Source organism: Streptomyces sp. YIM 121038 (assembly GCF_006088715.1).
Lineage (GTDB): Bacteria > Actinomycetota > Actinomycetes > Streptomycetales > Streptomycetaceae > Streptomyces.
This window is the reverse complement of sequence record NZ_CP030771.1, coordinates 242175-263487: the sequence shown is the minus strand read 5'-3', so window position 1 is coordinate 263487 and position 21313 is coordinate 242175. Positions and strand designations below refer to the sequence as shown.

Sequence of the window (21313 nt, the reverse complement as noted above, 5' to 3'; positions counted from 1 at the left end):
TCAGGTCGAGTAGTCGGCGTTGAGCCGCACATACCCCTCGGTGAGGTCACAGCCGTAGGCCGTGAACTCGCCGGGGGAGTGCCCGCCCACCCCGAGATCGACCCTCAGGACGACCTCGTCGCCCTTGAGGCGCTCCGCGACGTGCGCGAGCTGCTCCGGGCCGGGCCTTCCCGGGTACACCTCCTGGTCCCCGAAACCGATCGTGACGCGCTCGGGCACGATGTCCAGGTCGTCCTGGCACTTGCCCACCGCCATGGCGACCCGGCCCCAGTTGGGATCGGCGCCGTGCACCGCCGTCTTCACCAGCGGTGAGTTGACCACGGCCTTGGCCACCCGCTTGGCCTGTCCGGTGTCCCTTGCTCCGGTGACCCGCACCTCGATGAGCTTCGTGGCGCCCTCACCGTCGCGAGCGATGTCCTTCACCAGGCCGAGGGCGACGGCGTCCAGGGCCTCTTCGAACGCCACCAGGTCCACGGGTCCCGCGAGCCCGTTGGCGAGGATGGCCCCCGTGTCGCTGGTGGACGTGTCGGTGTCGATGCTCAGCGCGTTGAACGTACGGTCCATGACGCGGCGGAAGACGTCGTCGAGCACGACCGGACCCACCCGTGCGTCGGTGCAGAAGAACGTGAGCAGCGTCGCCATGTCCGGTTCCATCATGCCCACCCCCTTGGCGATGCCGACCAGCGTCGCGTCGCCGCACCGCGCGCGGCGGACCTTGGGCCGGGTGTCGGTCGTCATGATGGCCGTGGCCGCCGCGTCGAAGTCCGCGCCGGGGAACGGCCACCGCAGGGACGCGAGGTGGGAGCGCACACGTGGCATGGGGTAGGGGTGGCCGATCAGCCCGGTCGAGGCGATCAGTACGTCGTTCTCGTCCGCCCCGATCGACGCGGCCACACGGCGGCGGACCTCTTCGGCGTCCTGGTGTCCCTCGGCTCCGGTGGCGACGTTGGCGTTGCCGGAGAGGACGACGACGCCGCGGGCCGACCGGTCCGCGACCGCTTCCCGGCTGATCAGGACGCTGGGGCCGGCGAAGCGTGAGCGGGTGAACACCGCGCTCACCGTCGCGGGCACCTCCGAGGCGATCACGGCGAAGTCCGGACCCGCCTCCTTGATGCCGACTCGGCCGTGGTGGACGCGGAAACCTTGCGGAGAAGAGGCGTGCATCGGACTGGACTTCCCTTCCCGAGGAGCGGATGCCGACCGTTCCGTGCGCCGACGGCGGTCGCGGCCCGTGTCCCACGGAGCCCGCGGTACGAGCCGGTGTCCCACGGAGCCCGCGGTACGAGCCGGTGGCGCGGCGCGGCGTGCCGCGTGCGCCACGTCCGCCGACCGCGCAGCCACCGTGACACACACCGCTTGCCGACCGCTGCGCCGTTCGCTTGAACTCCCTTGAACGGGCGACGGCTCGATCGGGGCGTCGCCCGCGGCGCCCGTCAGCGTGCGCCTGGTCGGCGGGCGGCGTCCGCTACACCGTCGGCGGTGGACGCGACCGCGCGCGCGTTCTCCACGTCGTACCGGACCGCCTCGCGCACCAGCGGGTGGACGAAGCGCAGCCGGTCCGCTCCGGCGGAGGCGAACTCCAGCAGTCCGCCGTGCACGGCCATGAGGAGAACGTCCGCGGGGATGCCTTCGCGGCGCAGCACGGCCTCGACGACGCGTGGCGCGCAGCCCTCCTCGCTGACCGCGCAGAGTTCGAGGGCACGGCGGACTCCGGGAGGAAGGCCCGACAGGCGTTGCAGCACGACCCCGGCCAGCTCATGGGGGATCGCGGCGTCCGGGCCCGCGGAGAGCCCCTGCCGCCGCGCGTGCAGCAGGTAGCCGAGGAAGAAGGGGTTGCCCGCGGTGCGCCGGTGGAGCCTGTCCAGGAGGTGGGGTTCGGGGATCTCGCCCAGCGTCGACTCCACGAGCGACCGGGTGGCCGGGAGGTCCAGGGGCTTGAGCGGGATCCGGCGTGCGTCGGGCGACTGGAGGATGACCGCCGCGGCGCGCCGCAGCGCGCCGTCGTGGGCGAGTTGGAAGGTGCGGGAGGTGACCACCAGGAGGACGGGGACGGTCCGCACCTGCTCGACGAGCAGCCGCAGCACGGCGAGTGACGGGGCGTCGGCCCGGTCCACGTCCTCGACGACGAGGATCGTCGGCTCGCGGACGGTACAGAGCAGCGTCTGGCACACCGCGTCATGCAGGGTGAACCGGGCGTCCCTGGTCAGCGGCTCCGGCCCCGGCCCCGGCCCCGGTCGCGGGTGCGGCAAGTCGCATCCGTCCGACGCGAGTTCGGGCAGCAGGCGGGCGACGCTGTGGCGCACCCAGCCGGGCAGTCGTCGCACCCGTTCGGGCCAGAGCCGGTTCAACCGGCGCAAGAGCGTCGTCCACGGCCAGTAGTCCGGCTTGTCCTCGCTCTCCGAGCAGGAGCCCCACACCACGTGTACGCCGTGCGGGACGGTCCCCGCGAGTTCGGACACCAGCCGTGTCTTGCCGCTGCCGGCCTCTCCGACGACGAACGCCACCCGGCCGGAGGAGTGGAACGCACCCGTGGCGGACTCCGACAGGGCCCGCACCTCCTCGTCCCGCCCGACGAACACCGGTCGCGTACCGCCGCACCCGCGCGGCCGCGCTCCCGCGTCGCGGCCCCGCCCGGGGCGGAGGCGGGGCGGCGGGATCATGATCCGGCCCGGTTCGGTGGCGGCCGGGGACCGGGGCGCGACCGCCGCGGCGGAGCTGTGGCCGCCCACCGCGGCGGCGGTGGTCCCGGGCGCGCGGTCGAGGCAGCCGTCCTGCCGCAGGATCGCCGCGTGCAGCGCCGCCAGCTCCTTGCCGGGGTCGGCACCGATCTCGTCCGCGAGGGCGCGGCGCGTCCGCTCGTACGTGTGCAGGGCGTCCGCCTGCCTGCCGAGCCGGTACTGGGCGTGCATATAGAGCCCGATCAGCCGTTCGCGCAGCGGGTTCCGCCGCGCCTCCTGAGCCAGGGTGTGCAGCGCGTCCTCCTCCCCGCCAAGACCCAGCGCACACTGGGCCCACGCCTCCAGGGCGCTGAGCCGCAGCTGTTCGAGCCGGGCGGCTTCGTGCACGGCGAAGTCGTACGCGTTCAGCTCGTCGTACGGCGCTCCGTGCCAGTCGTCGAGGATGGTGCCGAGCAGCGCGTGCGCCTCCTCGGCGCGCCCCTTCTGCGCCAGCCGGACGCCGGCGCGCGCTATGCGCTCGAAGCTGTGGACGTCGACGTGCTCCGGGTCGATCGCCAGCGCGTACCCCGGTTGCCGGTAGTGGAGTCGTGGCCGCGAGCCGTCGGGGAGCACACAGTCGGCGAGGAGCTTGCGGAGGCGGGAGACGTACGACTGCAGGGTCGCGTGGGCGGCCGCCGGTGGGGTGTCACCCCAGATCTGGGTGATGATCGAGTCGACCGACACCACGCTGCCCGCGCTGATCAGGAGCAGGGCGAGGACGGCCCGCTGGCGTGGCGGTCCCAGCTCCAGGGGCCGGCCGTGGACGTGCACGGACAGGCAGCCCAACGTCCCGATCGGTGGTGCTCCGGTCAGATCGCGCAGCCCGGCACGGGGCTCACAGCTCGTCGGCTTCACGTCATCCGGTCCTCTCTGCCTGGCGCGGCGGCCCGCCCCGTTCCGCCGGAACGGTGTGCGTACCGGCGGTGACCGGGCCTCGCCGCGCGGCTGCGTCCCGCGCCTGTCCCGCGGCCGCGTGGAGCGCCGGGCAGCGGGCTCGCCCGGCGCCGACGGCACGTGCGGCGAGACAGCCGCGTGGTCCACTCCGCGGCGCCGTCACTGCGCCGTCCACCACCTTCCCCCCGACGACGGCGCCCGCCACTCGCCCGGAACCGAGCGCTTTGTGCCCGACCCTGACCGACTACCGGGCTCCGGATGCCTGACCCGGCGGCCCCGGCGTCCACCACCGGGTCGCGCGGCGACGGGTGACGTGTGTGGTCCGGCCGCACCACGGCACACCGGACGTACGGGCGCACCGCGCATAACGGGCACCCCGGCCACGCGCGGGAACGGTGCAAGGGAACCGTCCACCCCCCTGCAAGGCCCAGTCGACACAGTGGCCCAGTGGCCGCCGAAGAGCCCCTCGGCTCCCGCCACCCCCGTGCCGGGATCACGACCGGCGCAGCCGCCATCCGCATCGACGCAGAGGAACCGCCATGTCTCGTGTGTCCACCGGCCCCCGCACCACCCAGACCACCGCTCACGCCCTGCTGCGACGGCTCCACGACCACGGCGTACGCACCGTGTTCGGGGTGGTCGGCCGCGAGGCCGCGTCGATCCTCTTCGACGAGGCGGACGGCGTCGACTTCGTGCTGACCCGGCACGAGTTCACCGCCGGTGTCGCGGCGGACGTACTGGCCCGCATCACCGGCCGGCCCCAGGCGTGCTGGGCCACGCTGGGCCCCGGAATGACCAACCTGGCCACGGGGGTCGCCACCTCCGTCCTCGACCGCTCGCCGGTCGTCGCGCTCGCCGCCCAGTCCGAGTCCCACGACATCTTCCCCAACGACACGCACCAGTGCCTCGACTCGGTCTCCGTCATGGGTCCGCTGACCAAGTACTGCGTGGAGCTCCGACGCCCCGACGACATCACCGACCTGGTGGACTCGGCGGTGAGCGCGGCGATGACCGAACCGGTCGGCCCCAGCTTCATCTCGCTGCCCGTCGACCTGCTCGGCAGCGAGGTCGACACCGCACGGCCGCACCCCGGGGCCAGGGTCCTGGCCAAGCCGGTCGGCGCGGTCGAGGACGGCTGGCGGGGGAGCGCGCTGCGGGTGGCCGAGCTGATCGGGGCGGCGCGCCACCCCGTCCTGGTCGTCGGCGCCGCCGCGATCCGGTCCGGGGCCGTGCCCGCCGTCCGCGCCCTCGCCGAGCGGCTGAGGACGCCGGTCATCACCACGTACACCGCCAAAGGCGTCCTGCCGCACGGGCACGAGCTGGACTACGGCGCGGTCACCGGCTACATGGACGGCATCCTGGACTTCCCCGCCCTGGACACCCTCTTCGGCCCCGCGGACCTCGTCCTCACCCTGGGCTACGACTACGCCGAGGACCTGCGCCCCTCGATGTGGCAGCGCGGGGCGGACAAGACCACGGTCAGGGTCTCGCCCACGGCCAACCCCGTGCCCCGGGTCTACCGCCCGGACCTCGACGTCGTCACCGACGTACGGGAGTTCGTGGAGCTCCTCGACCAGCGCACCGCCGGACTCGCCGCGAAGACCCCGCACGACGTCTCGCCGCTGCGGGAGCGCGTAGCGGAGTTCCTCGCCGATCCCCGCCAGTACGACGACGGCCTGCGGGTGCACCAGGTGATGGACTCCATGAACACCGTCATGGCGGAGAGCGCCGAGGCGGGGGAAGGCACCATCGTCTCCGACATCGGGTTCTTCCGCCACTACGGCGTGCTGTTCGCCCGCGCCGACCAGCCCTACGGCTTCCTCACCTCCGCGGGCTGCTCCAGCTTCGGCTACGGCATCCCGGCGGCGATCGGCGCGCAGCTCGCCCGGCCCGGACAGCCGACCTTCCTCATCGCCGGTGACGGCGGCTTCCACTCCAACAGCGCCGACCTGGAGACCATCGCCCGGCTGAACCTGCCCATCGTCACCGTCGTCGTCAACAACGACGCCAACGGCCTGATCGAGCTGTACCAGAACATCGGCCACCACCGTTCCCACGGCCCCGCGGTGAGGTTCACAGGAGTCGACTTCACCACGCTCGCGCGCGCCAACGGGGTGGAGGCGGTCCGGGCCACCACCCGTGAGGAGCTGCTCGCGGCGCTGCGCAAGGGCGTGGGCCTCGGCCGGCCGTTCCTGGTCGAAGTACCGGTGAACTACGACTTCCGTGCGGGTGGCTTCGCCGCCCTGACCATCTGAGTCATGGAGGCGACGCTTCCCGCCGCGACCGGCTTCCAGGCGGAGGTCCGCCTCGACGGCGGCGGACCCCTCGCACCGGACTTCGCCTCCCGCGGCTCCTTGGCCCGGTGGCACGAGCGGACGGCCGACCGCGTGCTGCACGCCGTCCTCCTGCACTCCGGGGCACCCGACCGGGCGTGCGCCCACCACCAGGACAGGACCCTGGTCTTCGCGGGAGAGCTGTACAACCAGGGCGAACTGCTCGGCCTTCTGCCCGGCCGCGCGCTGCCGGACGGCGACGCCGCCCTGATCCTGGCCCTCTTCGACGTCTACGGCGCCCCCGTCTTCCGGCTTCTCAACGGGCGGTTCGCCGCGCTGTTCACGGACTCCCGGCGCGCTGTGCTCGCCACGGACCACGCGGGGTCGGTGCCCCTGTACGTCTCCGTCGCCCCGGGCCGCGTCCTGGCGGCGACGGAGGCGAAGGCGCTGCGGGCCGCCCCTCGGGGGCGGCCCGCCCCGGCCCGGCCGGTGCGCGGGCGGCTCGGCATCCACCAGGTCCCGGCCGGCACGGCCCTGGACATCGAGGTGGCCACCGGGAAGTGCGTCACCCACCGCACCTGGGCGCCGCCGTCGGCCCGCCGGATCCTGCCGGAGGACGAAGCGGCCGACGCCGTCCGCCGCACGCTGGAGCGCGCGGTGGCGGCCCGCACGGGTGCGGGCACGCCCCTGGTGGTGCTCTCGGGCGGCATCGACTCCTCATCGGTCGCGGCGCTGGCCGCCCGCCGGTCACCGGGACCCATCGACACGGTCTCCATGGGCACCGACGAGGCCGACGAGTTCCCGCAGGCGCGCGTCGTCGCCCGGCACATCGGCTCCGCGCACCAGGAGATCACCGTCCCGACGCCGGAACTGCTGCGGCAACTGCCGTACGCGGTCTGGGCGGCGGAGTGCCTCGACCCGGACGTCGTCGAGTACCTGCTGCCGCTGACCGCGCTGTACCTGCGACTCGGCGGCACGGGAGCCGACGGCGCCGCCGGCCGGCGCGTGCTCACCGGGTACGGGGCCGACATCCCGCTCGGCGGTATGCACCGGGAGGGCCGGCTTCCCCACCTGGAGGAGGCCGTCTGCCGCGACATGAACACCTTCGACGGCCTGAACGAGATGACACCGACCCTCTCCGCGGTGGCAGGCCACTGGTCGACCCACCCCTACTGGGACCGCGACGTCCTCGACCTCCTCGTGTCGGTGGAGGCCGGGCTCAAGCACCGCCACGGGCGGGACAAATGGGTGCTGCGCGCCGCCATGAGAGGCGTCCTGCCGCACGAGGTCCTCGTCCGCCCCAAGCTCGGCGTGCACGAGGGGTCGGGCACCACGTCGTCGTTCACCCGGCTCCTCCAGGACGCCGGTGTCCCGCAGGACCGGGTGCGCCAGGCCAAACGGCTGGTCGTCAGGGAGATCTTCGACCAGGTCGTCGTCGGCGGACGCCACCCGGACGAGGTGGCCGTCGACGCGATCGCCCGCCTCGTCGCCGACCGCGAGCCGCGCGGCGCCCGCCCGGCCCCGCGGTGACCGCGCACGCGATCGCAGTACCACCTTCAGTCGTCGCACCGCCTTCGATCGCAGTACCACCTTCAGTCGTCGCACCGCCTTCGATCGCAGTACCACCTTCAGTCGCCGCACCGCCCTCGGTCGCACCACCACCACGAACAGAACCGCCCCGCGACCGACCAGCACGTCGCCCAGGAAGGTCAGGAAGGTCAGGAAGGAAGGGACCCCACCGTGGACCGCATCGACACCACCGTCTCGCCGCGCTACGCGCAGATCCCCACGTTCATGCGCCTGCCGCACGACCCGGCACCGCACGGCAAGGACGTCGTGGTGATCGGCGCCCCCTATGACGGCGGCACCAGCTACCGGCCGGGCGCGCGCTTCGGCCCGCGCGCCGTACGCGGCGAGTCCGGGCTCATCCACGGCGTCGGCATCGACCGGGGGCCAGGCACCTTCGACCTCATCGACTGCGTCGACGCCGGTGACATCGACCTGACCCCGTTCAACATGCACATCGCCATGGCCACCGCCCAGGAGAGGCTGAGCGGCCTGCTCGCCGACAACGCCGCCTTCCTCATGATCGGCGGCGACCACTCGCTGACGCTGGCCGCGCTGCGTGCCGTCGCGGCCCGGCACGGGCCGGTCGCCGTCCTGCACCTGGACGCCCACTCCGACACCAACCCCGCCGTCTACGGCGGCGAGTACCACCACGGCACGCCCTTCCGGCACGCCATCGAGGAGAAGCTCGTCGACCCGCTGCGCATGGTGCAGATCGGCATCAGGGGCCACAACCCGCGGCCCGACTCGCTCGACTACGCCCGCGGGCACGGCGTCCGGATCGTCACCTCCGACGAGTTCTGCGCCCTGGGACCGGAGGATGCCGGGCGGCTGGTCCGCTCCCTCCTCGGCGACGCACCCGTCTACGTGTCGGTGGACGTCGACGTCGTGGACCCGGCGTTCGCCCCGGGCACCGGCACCCCGGCCCCGGGCGGCCCCACCTCGCGCGAGGTGCTCGCCCTCCTGCGCCACGTCGGCGCGCTGCGGCCCGTGGGCTTCGACGTGATGGAGGTCTCGCCGCCCTACGACCACGGCGGCGTCACCTCCCTCCTCGCCTCCGAGATCGGCGCCGAGCTGCTCTTCCAGTACGCCCGCGCACACACCCGAGAGAGGACCTCCCCATGACCGAGCTCGACTGCTCCCCGTACTCCGCGCGCCTGCTGGAGCTGGCCGCGCGGCTGCCCCGGGTCCCCCGCAGGGACCTCCACGGATTCCTCGCCGCGGCGCGCACGGCCGCCGACGCGCTCCCCGCTCCGCTGGCGGGGACGCTCGACGACTTCCGAGCCGACGGAAACCGGAACGGATACCTCCTGCTGCGGGGTCTGCCGGTGGAGGAGGACGACGCCCTGCCGCGCACCCCCGACAGCACGCCCGCGCCCGTGGACCGGCCGCTCCTGAACCAGGAGGCCATGCTCGCGATCGTCGGACGCCGCCTCGGCCTGCACACCGGCTACCGGGAACTGCGCTCCGCCACCGTGTACCACGACGTCTACCCGTCACCGGGCGCGCACTACCTGTCCTCCGAGACCTCCGAGACCCTGCTCGAGTTCCACACCGAGATGGCCTACCACGTGCGCCAGCCGAACTACGTGCTGCTCGCGTGCTCCCGGGCGGACCACGAGCGCACGGCGGCCACCCTCGTCGGCTCCGTCCGCAAGGCGCTTCCCCTGCTGCCGGACGCCGTACGCGACCGCCTCTTCGACCGGCCGCTGCCCTGCTGTGTGGACGTCGCCTTCCGCGGGGGCGCCGACGATCCCGGCGCCCTGGCGAACGTCAAGCCGCTCTACGGCGACCCGCGGGACCCGTTCCTCGGGTACGACCGCGAGCTGCTCGCCCCCCGGGACGCCGCCGACATCGAGGCCGTCACCGTCCTCTCCAAGGCCCTCGACGAGGTCCGCGAGGCCGTGTACCTGATCCCGGGCGACCTGCTCGTCGTGGACAACTTCCGTACGACACACGCCCGTACCCCCTTCGTACCGCGCTGGGACGGCAAGGACCGGTGGCTGCACCGCGTCTACATCCGCACCGAGCGCAACGGGCAGCTGTCGGGCGGGGAACGAGCCGGTGACGTGGTGGACTTCGTGCCGCGCCGCTGATCCGACGCGCGGGTGTGGGGGCGCCGACACCGGCGCCCCCACACCCGCGCGTCGGGCCGGACACTCGCGCGTCGCGCCGGACCGCGGCCGTGACGGCGTTGCCGGACTCGCTGCCCTCGCTGGCGGACTCACTACGGGAGCCGCTGGCGGACTCGCTACGAGAACAGCAGCGGCTTGCCCGCGTAGTAGTCGACGACCGCCTCGCTCATGCTCATCCGCGACGGCGGGTGGAAGACGACGGCCTGCGCGGCGGAGGCCAGGCAAGCGATCCTCGGCGAGGTGACGAAGGCCATCCCGCCCAGCATCTCGACCGCCTGGGAGACGGCCCGGGTGATGACGTCCTGCACGGAGAAGCGGGTGAACAGGGAGGCGGCGGCACAGTCGTTGCCGAGGTCGCCGTCCATGATCCGACGGGCCACCCCCTCCACCAGGGACGCCGCGGATTCGATGAGCAGACACAGCCGGGCGCGCTCCCCGGCCGATCCGCGCCGCTCGCGCAGGACGAGATCGACCAGCGCGCTGGCCACGCCGGTGTACGAGGCGGCCACGATCATCTGGAACCAGATCACACCGGCCTCGTTGAGCTCGTCGAGCTTCTCGGCGGCGTTCGCCGGGGCCCGCAGGACGTGCTCCGCCCGGGCGAACACATCGGTGAGGCGGACCTCGTGGCTCTCCGCTCCGGCCAGCGGGAACGTCGACCAGAACTCGTGCACGGAGATGCCCGGCGTATCGGAGGGGAGCACCAGGAGACCCATCCCGGCGTCGCCGTCGTCCCCGGGCAGCGCGACGCTCGCCGTGAGGAAGTCCATCGAACGCGAGAGGCTGCACGGCTTCTTGGAGCCGCTGACGAGGTAGCCGCCGGCTGTCTCGCGGGCCTCGACGGTGGGGGTGAGGATGCCGCGCCCGGAGCGCCCCTCCGCGTAGCCCGACGCGATGAGCGACCGGTTCTTCGCGACCACGTCGAGCACGGACGTGTGGATGCCGGTGCCGCTCTCGTAGAGCGGACCGACGGCGAACAGCATGCCGACCGAGAAGTGGTGCATCGCGGTGGCCACCGCGAGGGACGGGGCGAGCGACGCCAGCGCGCGGATCACCCTGACGGCGTCGAGCGCGGAGGCGCCGATCCCGCCGTAGTCGCGGGGGACCAGGAGATTGGTGCCGCCGTACTCCTTGAACAACGCGATGGCCGGGCTCGCCGGGGACTCCAGCTCGTCGAACGGCACATCGGCGAGGCGGCCGGCGAGGCCGGGCAGGAGCTCTTCACAGACCTCGTGGTCGAGTTGCAGGAATCTCACGTTCTCGTTCCTCCGCTCGTGCGCTCGTGCCGGGAAGACGGCTCAGTTGTCGACGAGCCGCATCAGGAAGGGCGGATACCGCTCGCCGTGGACACCCGCGGCCGACACCGCGCTCTCCACGGTCCGCAGCTCCTCTGCGGTCAGTCCGACGAAGGCGGCGCCCAGGTTCTCCGCCAGGTGGCCGCGGCGACCGGTGCCCGGGATGGGCACGACGTCGTCGCCCTGGTGGTGGAGCCAGGCCAGGGCGAGCTGGGCGACGGACAGGTCACGGCTCGCGGCCAGGGGCCTCAGCGCGTCCACGACCGCTTGGTTGCGTGCGAGGTGGAGCGGCTCGAAGCGGGGCAGCGTACGCCGGAAGTCCGCCGCCGGGCCGAGGTCGGCGACGGAGGCGATCCGTCCGGTGAGCAGCCCGCGCCCCAGCGGGCACGACGCGATGACGCCGATGCCCAGCTCCCGGCAGACGGGCAGCACCTGGGCCTCGATGCCCCGGCTCACCAGCGACCACTCACTCTGGACGGCGGTGACGGGGTGCACCGCGTGGGCGCGGCGGATGGTGTCGGCGGAGACCTCGGAGAGGCACAGATGGCGCACCTTGCCCTCCGTGACGAGCTCCGCCAGGGCGCCGACCGCCTCCTCCACCCGCTCGCCGGGAGCCGCCCAGTGCTTGACGTAGAAGTCGAGGTGGTCGACGCCCAGGCGGCGCAGTGAGGCGTGGCAGCGCTCCCGGATGTACGCCCGGTCGCCCCGTACGCCGAGGAACATCCCGTCACGGTCGCGTTCCAGACCGACTTTCGTGGAGATCAGCACGCGGTCCCGGCGGCCCGCGACCGCCTTCCCGAGCAGTCGCTCGCCTTCGCCGAGTCCCTGGACGTCCGCCGTGTCCAGCAGGGTGACGCCCCGGTCGATGGCGTGCCGTACGGTGGCGACCGCCTCGGCGGGTTCGGCCGACGCGTAGAAGGAGGTCATGCTCAGGCAGCCGAGGCCCTGCGCGGGCAGCGTGAGCCCACCGAGTGCGCGAGTGGGCAGGGGTGATCCGTCGTCGTGCCTCATGTGTGGGTTCCTCCGCCTACCACGTGTCCACGTGGAGCACCCGTTCGAGAGGCTGCCGCGCGGCGGGCCTGAATCGTGTGCCGAGGGAGAACGCCGTCGGGATGAGCGCCGCCTGGACGACGCCGTCCGGCAGGCCGAGCAGCTCAGCGATCTCCTTCTCGTACATCAGGTGCAGGGTGGTCCAGGCGGTCCCGAGGCGACGCGCCCGCGCGGCGAGCATGTAGCTCCACGCGGCTTGGACGATCGAGCCCCACTTGCCCGCCTCGTTGTACTCGGGAGCGTCGTTCACGTCGAGACAGGGGATGACGTGGACGGGCACCTCGGCCATGTGCTCGCCCAGATGGGCGACGCTGTCGCCCACGCGCCGCTGCACGGCGTGGCGTGCCGGGTCCTCGGGGAACAGCGACGCGCAGGTCCCCTCCGAACGCAGGTACTCCCGCACCGCGCGCCGGTAGTAGCCGCCGATCAAGGCCCGCTGCCGTGCGTCCGTCACGACCATCCAGTGCCAGCTCTGCCGGTTGCTGCCCGTCGGGGCCTGAAGGGCGACACGGACGCAGTCCTCGACGAGTTCCAGCGGGACCGGCCGGGTCAGGTCGAGCCGTTTGCGTACGGAGCGGGTGGTCGTGAGCAGTTCGTCCGGGGTGAGGTCCAAGGGCGTCATGGGGTGTTCCTCCGATCCAGGGGCGAGGGGCGGACGACGGGTCGGCCGTCTGCGGGGTCCAAGGGCCTGTAGGGGGCCGGGGGTTCAGGGCCGGACCCGGCCGTCGGGGTCGACGCGGGCGAGGACCGCGTGGAGTCCGTCGGCCAGCTCGTCGGCCTCGGCCCGGTTCAGGACCAGGGGCGGGTTGATCAGGAGGGACCGCGGGTTGCCACGCAGGATGATGCCGGCGTCCTCGCGCAGCGCCCGCGCCACCGGGGCCGTGCCGGTGGGTAGTTGCGTCCGTGTCCGCTTGTCCGCGACCAGCTCGATGCCCAGCATCAGACCGATCTGGCGCACCTCGCCGACGACAGGCAGCTCGGACAGCGCGGCCAGCCTGTCGGCCAGGTGGCCGCCGGTCACCGTCGCGTTGTCGAGGAGTTTCTCGCGTTCGATGAGGTCCAGGTTGGTGAGCGCGACCGCACAGGCGGTGGGATGCCCGGTGTACGTGAAGCCGATCGGGAATCCGTTGGCCGCGGTCACCGCGGACGCCACCTCCTCGGTGACGAGCACCGCGCCGTGCGGGACGTAGCCGGAGGTGATGCCCTTGGCTGTCACCAGCAGGTCCGGCCGCACTCCGAAGTGCTCGGCGGCGAACCAGTGCCCGGTCCGCCCGTACGCCGTGACCACCTCGTCGAAGATCAGCAGGATGCCGTGCGCGTCCAGCAGCTCGGCGACCCGGGGCCAGTAGTCCGGCGGGGGGACGACCGCGCCGCCGACGCTCATGACCGGCTCGCCGATCATGGCCGCGATCCGGTCCGGCCCGATCCGTTCGATGGTCTCCCGCAGTTCACGCAGGCAGAACTCGGTGACGTCCTCGCCCTCGTACCCGACGCCTTGGTACGGGTCGGGGGCCGTCAAGTGGTGCACGTGCGGCAGCGAGGGGCCGAAGCCCTCGTGGTACACGGGCAGCCCCGAGACGCTTCCGGCGCCGTAGGCGATGCCGTGGTAGGCCGTCCTGCGCGACAGGATCCACGTCCGCTCGGGCTCGCCCCTGCGGTGGTGGAAGAACCGCGCCATGCGCAAGGCGATCTCATTGCCCTCCGCCCCGCCGCTGGTGAAGAACACGCGGTCCAGACCGGTGGGGGCGAGGTCACCCAGCCGTACGGCCAGCTCGATCGCCTTGTCGTTGCTCATGGACTCCCAGAGGTGGAAGCACTCCAGGGTGCCCATCTGGGCGGCGGCGGCCCGGACGATCTCACCCCGCCCGTGCCCCACCTGCATCATGCCGAGCACCGCCGCGGCGTCCAGGTACCGCCTGCCCGAACTGTCGCGTACGTAGCACCCCTGCCCCTCGACCATCACGGTGCGCTCCGTGAGGCCGCTCGGGAGATTGGGATGGATGAGCCGGTCACGGTCGGCCCGGACCCATCGCGCCGTCCGGTCCGAGCCGGGAATCCGTGCCACCGAGGATGTGGACATGAGGCGAGCTCCTTCGCGGATGGTCATCGGCACACCGGCGTGTCGCCGCCCCCGGAGGTACACGGGGAGGGACGCGGCCTCGACGAGCGGTTGCCGGATCTCACGGGGAGACTCGCAGCCGGGGGTTGTGTCCGACTGGCACGGAACGCGAGCGAAGCGTCAAGCGAGCCGCAAGCCCTCAGCAACTGGGCCTGCGGCACCGCACCGCTCGGGCCATCCGGACGCCGGGCTACGCGAGCGCGCGTTGTGCGGATCTGTCGCTGTCTCGGTCGGTGGCGTTCCGCTTCGCTTCCTGCATGGCTCTGCGGTTTGCGGGGCGGCTGGTGCCTTCGAGTGGGTCCAGTCACCTCTCCCGCGGGCTATCGCGGTGCTGGGGGTGCGGCGACATGCGGTTACGGCAGTCTGCCTTGCTGTGCTGGTGAGGGGGAGTGGCGTCGCTGGGGGGCGGTGAGCGATGCCGATCGGCCCCGCGCTTCGGGGTGCACAACCTCGGCCAGGTGTCGCCTGGTTGGAAGGTCGCAGTTCATCGCCGTAGTGACTGCCGGGATGCGATTGCTTAGACTTGCATAGTTCTGCAATTGGTTAGTTTCCTTGGCCCTCAAGTCTTGGAGGGGGTGCGTTTGGTCGGAACGCGCTTGCTCAAGAGGTGCGGGACCGGCTCCACGGAGTCGTGTTGGGTGAAGCGGCCGACGATGAGAAGGGCACGGTCCAGGAGTGAATCGGGTGCCGAATTCGCTGTACGAGGCGCAGGCGGAGCTGTTGCAGGTGCTGGGGCACCCGGTGCGCATCCGCGTGCTGGAAGTGCTGCAGGGCGGGCCCGTACCGGTGCGGGAGCTGTTGGCCGCTCTCGGGTTGGAGATCGAGCTTCCGGAGTTGTCGCAGCATCTGGCGGGGTTGCTCGGCTGCGGGGTCGTTGTGGTGAATCGCAGGGGCGCAACGGCGGTTTACGAGGTCGTGGGCGGGGACGTGGCGGAGCTGCTCGCGGTGGCGCGCCGAGTCTCGGCGGTGCGACTGTTGGGGGCTTGGTGAAAACCTGGTGGCCCTGCCGCCGCACTGCCCCTGCTGCGGCGCCCGTTCGTGCTTCTACGGTGCCGCCCCCGGCTGCGCACCGAGTGCGGCACCGTTGCCGCCTGCGCCCTGCTGCGCGCTGGAGCGTGGGGGCCGGGTCGGCCGGAGCCGCCGTGCTGGGTGGATCCGCGCAGGCCCGCGACGACTTCAACACGTACCGCATTGAGGTAGTGATGGACTACGCCCGCCCGATCGTGCGCGACCTTGGCCCTGGCCGGATCGGCCTCGGCGTGCCCGACCCCCGGCCTCCAGTCAGGCGACGGCGGTTGCGTGCCGCCTGGAGCCGCCGGCCGAGCGCACCAGGCTCCGCAGGGTGAACGCGTGGATGACCTCTGTCAGGCCGACCGCGATCAGCCAGATGCCGGTGAAGACCGCCAGGGTGACGATGGAACCGATGGGCCAAGAGAGGACGATGATGCCGCCCGCGGCCGCCAGCAGGCCCAGGGACACGCCCCAGCCGCTGTGCATCTCGGCGGCGGTCACCGCGGTGGCGATGCCGTACATCAGGAAGCCGATGCCGATCCACAGGCTCAGCAGCAGTACCGAGTTGTGCAGCGAGTTCCGGAAGCACAGCACACCCAGCGTGATCGACAGCGCGCCGGTGACGACGAGCAGGACACGCATCCCGGCGCTGACGAAGGCGCCGAACGCGGCCACGATCTCCATCACGCCGCTGATCAGCAGGTAGATGCCGAACAGCACGCCAAGCACCAGCAGCGTCCGGCCCGGCCACACCAACGCGACCACGCCGATCGCGATCGCGGCGAAGCCCAACAGCATCAGGGCCTGCCACGCGACCTTGCCCAGCCGCTCCAGGGGGTTACCCGCGCCGCCCCGGTGGGGGCGACCCACTTCACCTATGTGTTCCATATCACCCATTATGGGTGAATTATCCATAAGTGCCGAGTCGCCCTTGTCGGCGGGCCGCACGGCCGGGCTCGCCCGTCAGGGCCGACTGGACGAAAGCCCGGTGGTCGGGCGCCGGGCCCTGCTCGTCATCAGGGCGACGGGTAGCGGCTGGGTCGCCCCCGTCGAAAGCTTCGAGTAGCTCACTGGCGGAGACAGCGCGAGCGTGGCGCTCACTCCCGCGACCTCCCGTTCGCCCCGCGGCGGATGGTCACGCCGATTTGGACGAGCCTGGTCGAGACCGAGCCGGTCGAGCCCGAACGCCTGGCGGCGACCGGCTGGACGCGACGCGTCGGCATCGTCACCCCGCACACGATCCTGGAGAACTACCGGCCCACGCCGCGCGGCACGATCATGTTCGGCACCCGTCAACTCCGCACTGTGCGAGGGGCATTGGGTGCCCGCGAGCCGGACGACGCGGTCGTGGCGGACCTCGTCCGCGGCTTCCACGAGCGGTTCCCGGCGCTCAGCGACATCCCGCCGCGGCGGGCGTGGGGCGGTTGGGTCGCCATGACGCCCTCGCTGCTGCCGGTCGCGGGAGAAGCGACGAAGAACGTGTTCTACGCCATCGGCTGCAACGGCCACGGCCTCGCCCAGTCGCCCTACCTCGGTACGCCCCTCGCCGACCGGCTCGCCGGTGACCAGGCCCACGACGACCTGGCCGCCGTATGGCGCGCGCGGCCGCGCTTCGTCCCCATGCCGGTCTTCAGTGCGCCGGCACTCCGTGCCGCCTGGACCATCGACCGACTCGCGGACCGCTCGCACCGGCGCAGAACCTGAGGCCCCGCGCGCGCCGAGCCTTCACCGCCCCGGTGCTGTGGGCGCACGGTCCGTGAGGAATCTCCAGGCCGCACGGCCGTGGCTTCGGCTCCGGGACCGTCTCGCCCGGTGCGGCTCGTACGCGCGTGCCTTCGCCCGCGTCGATGTCGCTTCGGGCGCTGGCGGGCGGTGGCCGCCCGCCGCTCCCCTTGTGGGATGGCGCGACGGGCGTCTTGCCCTTCGGGCGGCGCGGGCGGTCCCGGCACGAGTCGAGCGCCGGGCGGCCCGCCGGGCGAAGGGCTGGTTACGACGGCGGTTCCGTTTCCGCCGCGGCGGTCTGCAGGTCGGCGAGCAGCCCGGCCTGACTGGCCAGCACCCCTGACAGAATGGTGCGTGCCACCTTCAGCAGCTCCGCGACATGCGGACTCGTCAGCGAGTAGTAGACGGTCGAGCCCTCCTTGCGGGTCACGACCAGATTCGCGCGCCGTAGCACGGCCAGCTGCTGGGAGAGATGTGCCGGCTCGACGCCCACCTCCGGCAGCATCTCCGCGACTGCGTGCTCACGCACGCTCAGTAGTTCGAGCACCCTGATCCGCACCGGGTGCCCGAGCGTCTTGAAGAACTCCGCCTTGAGTTGATACAGCGGCCTGCTCACCGAACCGGCCTCCCGTCCTGCCCGCAGGCGACCGGCTGGCCGAGCCGTCCCCGTGAGTGCTCCGCGCATCGCTTCCGCCCACAAATCATCAGCATGGGACCATCCTGGCCCCTGACCACCAGAATGATGACCTCAAGAATTGCTGACATTAGCAAGTCGGAAGGCGGAGAGAGCCGGATCCCGAGGGCGCATGGCACGGACAGTCCGTACTCAAGCGCCCCGGCCCGGACGGCCTCGCGCAGGCCCGCTGCCCGTGCTCAGCCGGACCAGCCTCCGGTGCGCCATTCCTGCCGCTGCTCCTCCGGTCCGCCGGTCGCTGCCTGCCGCTGCTCCTCCGGTCGACCGGTCGCTGCCTGCCGCTGCGTCCGGTGCGCGGCGAGTGCTGTCGTCAGGTCGCAGTGGACGGGGACGGGCGGGCAGTCGCCGACCGGGACCAGGGAGCCGTCGGCGGGGATGGCCGCCAACTCCAGTCGGCGCCCGTGCTCGGCGAGGCGACGTGCCGCCTCGGCCAGGGCGAGCTGGCCCTGGACGGACCAGCCGCGCAGTTCTGTGCAGTCGACGATGACCGGCCCCGTGCCGCGGGCGAGTACCCAGCCGACCGCGCCGGTGAAACGGCGGGCGGCGTCCTGGCCGAGGTGGCCGGCGACGGACAGGATGCCGAGGTCCGGCTCGACGGTATAGCGCCACTCAATGGTCATGGTCGTCATCAACTGCCTTTCATACGTTGCCGCGTGTGGGGGTGACGGATACGGATCACAGGGGCAGGGTGATCCAGATGCTCTTGCCGTCTCCGTCGGCGTCCTGGCGCACGACTGCTGTTCCTGCCAGGGCGAGGGTGAGTTCGACGACGGTGGCCAGGCCGCCGCCGCGGTCGCCGGTGTCCGCGCCGTGCAGGGTGGGCTGGTAGGGGTGGCGGTCGTGGACGGCGAAAGCGAAGGCGTCCTTGGCGGCCGCGTAGACAACGGTGACGTGAGGGGAGGTCGCGGCGGCGTGCCGCACGGCGTTGGTGACCAGTTCGCTGAGGATCAGCAGGGCCGGGCCGACGGCCGGGTGGCGGCGGCCGATGCCCCATTCGTCCAGGACCTGCTCGGCCGTCTCCCGGGCCACACGCACCGCGGACGGCACGGTGGGCAGGGTCAGTACGTGTCGGTGGGGCGGCACCACCCGGGCCATCACGCCTCCACGCGGGCGAGGCGGAACCCGCTCACCGTCTGCGGGTCGAGGCGCAGGAGCGTGTCGTGCGGGCCGTGCGTCCAGCCAGGCAGGGTGCGCCGGTAGTGGGCCACCTCGTCGGGGTCGGAGACGAACGCGACGGGGCCGCTGGCACTCACGCTCCAGCCGGTGCCGATCGCGGTGCGGATCTCGTCCACGTGATACGTCACCGTGGCGCCGGCGGGCAGTGCCGTTCGTGGCACGGGTGCGCGGACGACCAGGCGGCCGTACTCCAGCACATGAGCCGCCGGGCGCAGGACGGGAGTGTCGTTGCGGACGTGGACCAGGCGGCCGGTGCGGCTGCCCTCCAGCAAGTAGAGGGCCTCGGCACCGGAAACTCGGACCAGACGACGCGGGGCGGGAGCTGTGCTCATCGGACGGATCCCTCACGAGTGGAGCGGTCGGTGCGGGCGTTCTGGGCGGGGACGGCGGGCAGCACCCCGGCGCGCTCCAGGCAGGCGCGGGCACCGGCGAGAGCCTCGTTGCCGGTTGTGTACGCATGGCCCTCGTGCCGCGGCAGGTCCAGGGTGCCGACCGCCTTCAGGACCTGCTGGTGCTCGGAGCGGATCCTGGAGGCCGGCACGTCGATGCCGCGCCGGTTCAGCGTTCGCACCGCGTCCTTGAGCGCGAGCGCGCCGGTGGTATCCATCGTGGACACCCTCGACATGCGCGGGATGACCACGCGTACGTCGGCCGCCTGGCGCAGGCCGTGCACGAGGCGGTGCGCGGCGGCGAGGAATGGCAAGCCCGCCTGCGCGCCGAGCCCGGAGGAAACCCCGAAACCGAGCGCGAGCGGCAGCGCCACGACCGCCACCGTCAGACCCGCGAGCAGGTCCCGGCGCGGGCTGCGGCCCATCCCGGCGACATCCGTGCCTGCGGGCAGAGACGAGTGGACCAGGCCCCGGGCCCGGGGCAGCGGAGCACTCACCGCGCGGCGACCTCGGCCTCCCGCAACTCCTCCAGCAGGTCGTACCGCCCGGCCAGCATCTCGGTCAGAATCCGGCGCGCGGCCCGCATCAGCTCGGCGACATCCCCGCCGGCCAGGGCGTACACCACCGTCGACCCCTCACGCTGCGAGCTCACGATCCCCGAGCGGCGCAACACCGCCAGCTGCTGCGACAGCGTCGACGGCTCCACCTCTATCGCGGCCAGCAGGTCACGCACGGGCATCGGCCCGTCCTGCAGCAACTCCAGCACCCGTATCCGTACGGGATGACCGAGCATCCGGAAGAACTCGGCCTTGGCCTGATAGAGCGGAACGGACACGGACCCTCTCCCCGGAGAACCTCACGTGATGACGCCGTGCCCGCGGCTACCTACGAGCACGGCCACCACACCATCTAACGAATTGCAAAATTTCGCAATTCAGCTAGTCGATCTATTCTGGCCGGGCACACCCCACGTTCCGACAGAGCAGCGCCAAGGCCGCGAGAGCGGTTCGACGACGCGGCGGAGGCCCCAGCGCCAGCGCCCGTCTCACCCGATGAAGCGCGGCTCCCCAGCTGAAGAGGACTGAGCCGATGTCTGAGAACCTGCCGCCCTGCCCCACCTGTTCCGGCGAGTACACCTACGAGATGGGCGCGCTCCTGGTCTGTCCCGAATGCGGGCACGAATGGTCACCCGCAGCCGCCGAACCGGCGCAGTCCACCGCCGACACGGCGATCAGGGATGCGGTCGGGAACGTACTCGCCGACGGCGACACGGTCACGGTGGTCAAGGCGTTGAAGGTCAAGGGCAGTCCCTCCGGCATCAAGGCGGGTACCAAAGTGCGCAACATCCGCCTCGTCGACGGCGTGGACGGCCACGACATCGACTGCAAGATCGACGGATTCGGCCCCATGCAACTCAAGTCCAGCGTGGTCAAGAAGGCCTGAACCCGGGGGCGCCGACACGCCGAGTCCGCGGGAGGGCTTCCACTGGACCGCATGCGGTCAGGCGGAGGCGCAGGCCATGGCGGGGGTGAGGGCGAGGGCAGATGTTGGCGCATGCGGAATGGCGTGCGCCGGGGGCGCACGCGGCTGGGGCCCGTGTCGGGAGCGTCATGCACACGGTGTTCGGGGACGCCCCGGAGTTCACCTCGGGCGGGGGAGGGCGCACCCCATTGTCCGGGCGAGGAGGCGTACGGCCAACGGGTTCCGGTTGTCGCGGCGCATGGCGTGTGCGGAGGCTGGAGCACAGTGCGCGGAGACGCCTGCGGCCTGCGATAGAGCTCCCGCTTCCGTCGTGCTCTTCAACCCTGCCCCGATGCGCTCCGGGGCGGTTCCGCATGTGCAGGAAGGGCAGGGTGCCCGGCCGCCCGGATGACCGTGTGGTCGGTGAACGGCGTGCACGGGGTGTGAGAAGCGGCCCCGACGTGCGTAGGCGGTCGGCTCGGGTGTGCGCGGAGGCGCGGGTGCGTGGGGCGTGTTCGCGTATGCCCTCCGCACACCCTTATTCGGCGGGGTGAGGTGGGAGTTCTCTGCTGCGGTGCCTGACGCGCAGCCAAGGAGGTACTCCCCGTGATCACCATCGTGACCGATGGCGGCCCCGAGGACATGGGACGGGTCCGCCGGATCGACCAGGAAGAGATTCCCGAGCGCTGGGTCGTGGCCTACTACGGCCGGCACCAGCACTTCGAGCGGACGAGCGCGACCGAACTCGTCGAGGGTCTGCGGGTTCCCGTCTTTAGGTTCACCTACAGCACCGCCATCGCCGAATAGTGGC

The 21313-nt window shown here is 72.1% G+C and carries 20 protein-coding genes and 1 pseudogene; 8 read left to right on the top strand and 13 right to left on the bottom strand.

Translation table 11 applies throughout. The annotated features are described in order from the left end of the window. Positions 1 to 1164: a bifunctional glutamate N-acetyltransferase/amino-acid acetyltransferase ArgJ gene (gene argJ, locus C9F11_RS01050; protein WP_138957441.1), complete on the bottom strand. Its 1164-nt coding sequence runs from the start codon at positions 1162 to 1164 to the stop codon at positions 1 to 3. Positions 1165 to 1433: 269 nt separating this feature from the next. Further along, a complete protein-coding gene (locus tag C9F11_RS01045; protein ID WP_249401534.1) occupies positions 1434 to 3572 on the bottom strand; it encodes an AfsR/SARP family transcriptional regulator in 2139 nt (712 codons plus the stop codon). A gap of 578 nt (positions 3573 to 4150) precedes the next feature. Here C9F11_RS01045 and C9F11_RS01040 point away from each other — a divergent pair. From C9F11_RS01040 to cs1, 4 genes are all read left to right on the top strand, one after another. Then, positions 4151 to 5866, top strand: a complete 1716-nt coding sequence (locus C9F11_RS01040) for a thiamine pyrophosphate-binding protein (RefSeq protein ID WP_138957439.1) — start codon at positions 4151 to 4153, stop codon at positions 5864 to 5866. A 3-nt stretch (positions 5867 to 5869) separates the two neighbouring features. Continuing rightward, complete coding sequence (locus tag C9F11_RS01035; protein WP_138957438.1) at positions 5870 to 7414, top strand: asparagine synthetase B; 1545 nt, start codon at positions 5870 to 5872, stop codon at positions 7412 to 7414. 210 nt (positions 7415 to 7624) lie between these two features. Further along, entirely contained in the window at positions 7625 to 8575 is a 951-nt protein-coding gene (gene speB, locus C9F11_RS01030) for an agmatinase (RefSeq protein WP_138957437.1), read from the top strand. Further along, positions 8572 to 9546 (top strand): clavaminate synthase Cs1, encoded by a 975-nt coding sequence (cs1, locus tag C9F11_RS01025; protein ID WP_138957436.1) that lies wholly within the window; start codon positions 8572 to 8574, stop codon positions 9544 to 9546. Before speB ends, cs1 begins: the two co-directional genes overlap by 4 nt. Before the next feature lie 155 nt (positions 9547 to 9701). On the opposite strand, the gene C9F11_RS01020 is transcribed toward cs1, so the two are convergent. The 4 genes from C9F11_RS01020 to C9F11_RS01005 form a co-directional block, all read right to left on the bottom strand. After that, entirely contained in the window at positions 9702 to 10841 is a 1140-nt protein-coding gene (locus C9F11_RS01020) for an acyl-CoA dehydrogenase family protein (protein ID WP_138957435.1), read from the bottom strand. 42 nt (positions 10842 to 10883) lie between these two features. Continuing rightward, a complete protein-coding gene (locus C9F11_RS01015) occupies positions 10884 to 11891 on the bottom strand; it encodes an aldo/keto reductase (RefSeq protein WP_138957434.1) in 1008 nt (335 codons plus the stop codon). A gap of 16 nt (positions 11892 to 11907) precedes the next feature. Further along, positions 11908 to 12552, bottom strand: coding sequence for a nitroreductase family protein (locus tag C9F11_RS01010; protein WP_138957433.1), 645 nt, complete (start codon positions 12550 to 12552; stop codon positions 11908 to 11910). 84 nt (positions 12553 to 12636) lie between these two features. Then, positions 12637 to 14010, bottom strand: coding sequence for an aspartate aminotransferase family protein (locus C9F11_RS01005; RefSeq protein WP_138957432.1), 1374 nt, complete (start codon positions 14008 to 14010; stop codon positions 12637 to 12639). 723 nt (positions 14011 to 14733) lie between these two features. Here C9F11_RS01005 and C9F11_RS01000 point away from each other — a divergent pair. Then, positions 14734 to 15039 (top strand): metalloregulator ArsR/SmtB family transcription factor, encoded by a 306-nt coding sequence (locus C9F11_RS01000; RefSeq protein WP_138957431.1) that lies wholly within the window; start codon positions 14734 to 14736, stop codon positions 15037 to 15039. Between the two features lie 291 nt (positions 15040 to 15330). Here the strand turns inward: C9F11_RS01000 and C9F11_RS00995 are convergent, their stop codons facing one another. Continuing rightward, a complete protein-coding gene (locus C9F11_RS00995) occupies positions 15331 to 15930 on the bottom strand; it encodes a DUF308 domain-containing protein (RefSeq protein ID WP_249401533.1) in 600 nt (199 codons plus the stop codon). 165 nt (positions 15931 to 16095) lie between these two features. Here C9F11_RS00995 and C9F11_RS00990 point away from each other — a divergent pair, with 165 nt between their 5' ends. Beyond that, on the top strand, positions 16096 to 16764 hold the full coding sequence (locus C9F11_RS00990) for an FAD-binding oxidoreductase (protein WP_269078122.1): 669 nt from the start codon (positions 16096 to 16098) through the stop codon (positions 16762 to 16764). Positions 16765 to 17047: 283 nt separating this feature from the next. Here C9F11_RS00990 and C9F11_RS00985 read toward each other — a convergent pair whose 3' ends face one another. From C9F11_RS00985 to C9F11_RS00960, 6 genes and pseudogenes are all read right to left on the bottom strand, one after another. Continuing rightward, on the bottom strand, positions 17048 to 17398 hold the full coding sequence (locus tag C9F11_RS00985) for a metalloregulator ArsR/SmtB family transcription factor (protein WP_138957429.1): 351 nt from the start codon (positions 17396 to 17398) through the stop codon (positions 17048 to 17050). Between the two features lie 257 nt (positions 17399 to 17655). Then, a complete protein-coding gene (locus tag C9F11_RS00980) occupies positions 17656 to 18096 on the bottom strand; it encodes an STAS domain-containing protein (RefSeq protein WP_138957428.1) in 441 nt (146 codons plus the stop codon). Between the two features lie 55 nt (positions 18097 to 18151). After that, positions 18152 to 18571: an ATP-binding protein gene (locus C9F11_RS00975; RefSeq protein ID WP_138957427.1), complete on the bottom strand. Its 420-nt coding sequence runs from the start codon at positions 18569 to 18571 to the stop codon at positions 18152 to 18154. After that, positions 18571 to 18984, bottom strand: a complete 414-nt coding sequence (locus C9F11_RS00970; protein WP_138957426.1) for a pyridoxamine 5'-phosphate oxidase family protein — start codon at positions 18982 to 18984, stop codon at positions 18571 to 18573. Before C9F11_RS00970 ends, C9F11_RS00975 begins: the two co-directional genes overlap by 1 nt. Then, a pseudogene (locus C9F11_RS00965) lies at positions 18981 to 19349 on the bottom strand (sodium-independent anion transporter); the annotation flags it as partial. The gene C9F11_RS00970 and the pseudogene C9F11_RS00965, both read right to left, overlap by 4 nt. 185 nt (positions 19350 to 19534) lie before the next feature. Then, positions 19535 to 19876 (bottom strand): metalloregulator ArsR/SmtB family transcription factor, encoded by a 342-nt coding sequence (locus C9F11_RS00960; RefSeq protein ID WP_138957425.1) that lies wholly within the window; start codon positions 19874 to 19876, stop codon positions 19535 to 19537. A gap of 254 nt (positions 19877 to 20130) precedes the next feature. On the opposite strand from C9F11_RS00960, the gene C9F11_RS00955 reads away from it, so the two are divergent. Both C9F11_RS00955 and C9F11_RS00950 read left to right on the top strand, forming a co-directional pair. After that, positions 20131 to 20484 (top strand): zinc ribbon domain-containing protein YjdM, encoded by a 354-nt coding sequence (locus C9F11_RS00955; protein WP_138957424.1) that lies wholly within the window; start codon positions 20131 to 20133, stop codon positions 20482 to 20484. Between the two features lie 624 nt (positions 20485 to 21108). Then, positions 21109 to 21309: a DUF5988 family protein gene (locus tag C9F11_RS00950; RefSeq protein WP_138957423.1), complete on the top strand. Its 201-nt coding sequence runs from the start codon at positions 21109 to 21111 to the stop codon at positions 21307 to 21309. The last annotated feature ends 4 nt before the right edge of the window (positions 21310 to 21313 follow it).

Excerpts from the sequence above, each read along its gene's own strand:
- argJ (WP_138957441.1), bottom strand. The coding sequence starts at position 1,164 with ATGCACGCCTCTTCTCCGCAAGGTTTCCGCGTCCACCACGGCCGAGTC.
- C9F11_RS01040 (WP_138957439.1), top strand. The coding sequence starts at position 4,151 with ATGTCTCGTGTGTCCACCGGCCCCCGCACCACCCAGACCACCGCTCAC.
- C9F11_RS01035 (WP_138957438.1), top strand. The coding sequence starts at position 5,870 with ATGGAGGCGACGCTTCCCGCCGCGACCGGCTTCCAGGCGGAGGTCCGC.
- cs1 (WP_138957436.1), top strand. The coding sequence starts at position 8,572 with ATGACCGAGCTCGACTGCTCCCCGTACTCCGCGCGCCTGCTGGAGCTG.
- C9F11_RS01015 (WP_138957434.1), bottom strand. The coding sequence starts at position 11,891 with ATGAGGCACGACGACGGATCACCCCTGCCCACTCGCGCACTCGGTGGG.
- C9F11_RS01010 (WP_138957433.1), bottom strand. The coding sequence starts at position 12,552 with ATGACGCCCTTGGACCTCACCCCGGACGAACTGCTCACGACCACCCGC.
- C9F11_RS01005 (WP_138957432.1), bottom strand. The coding sequence starts at position 14,010 with ATGTCCACATCCTCGGTGGCACGGATTCCCGGCTCGGACCGGACGGCG.
- C9F11_RS00980 (WP_138957428.1), bottom strand. The coding sequence starts at position 18,096 with ATGACCATTGAGTGGCGCTATACCGTCGAGCCGGACCTCGGCATCCTG.
- C9F11_RS00975 (WP_138957427.1), bottom strand. The coding sequence starts at position 18,571 with ATGGCCCGGGTGGTGCCGCCCCACCGACACGTACTGACCCTGCCCACC.
- C9F11_RS00970 (WP_138957426.1), bottom strand. The coding sequence starts at position 18,984 with ATGAGCACAGCTCCCGCCCCGCGTCGTCTGGTCCGAGTTTCCGGTGCC.
- C9F11_RS00955 (WP_138957424.1), top strand. The coding sequence starts at position 20,131 with ATGTCTGAGAACCTGCCGCCCTGCCCCACCTGTTCCGGCGAGTACACC.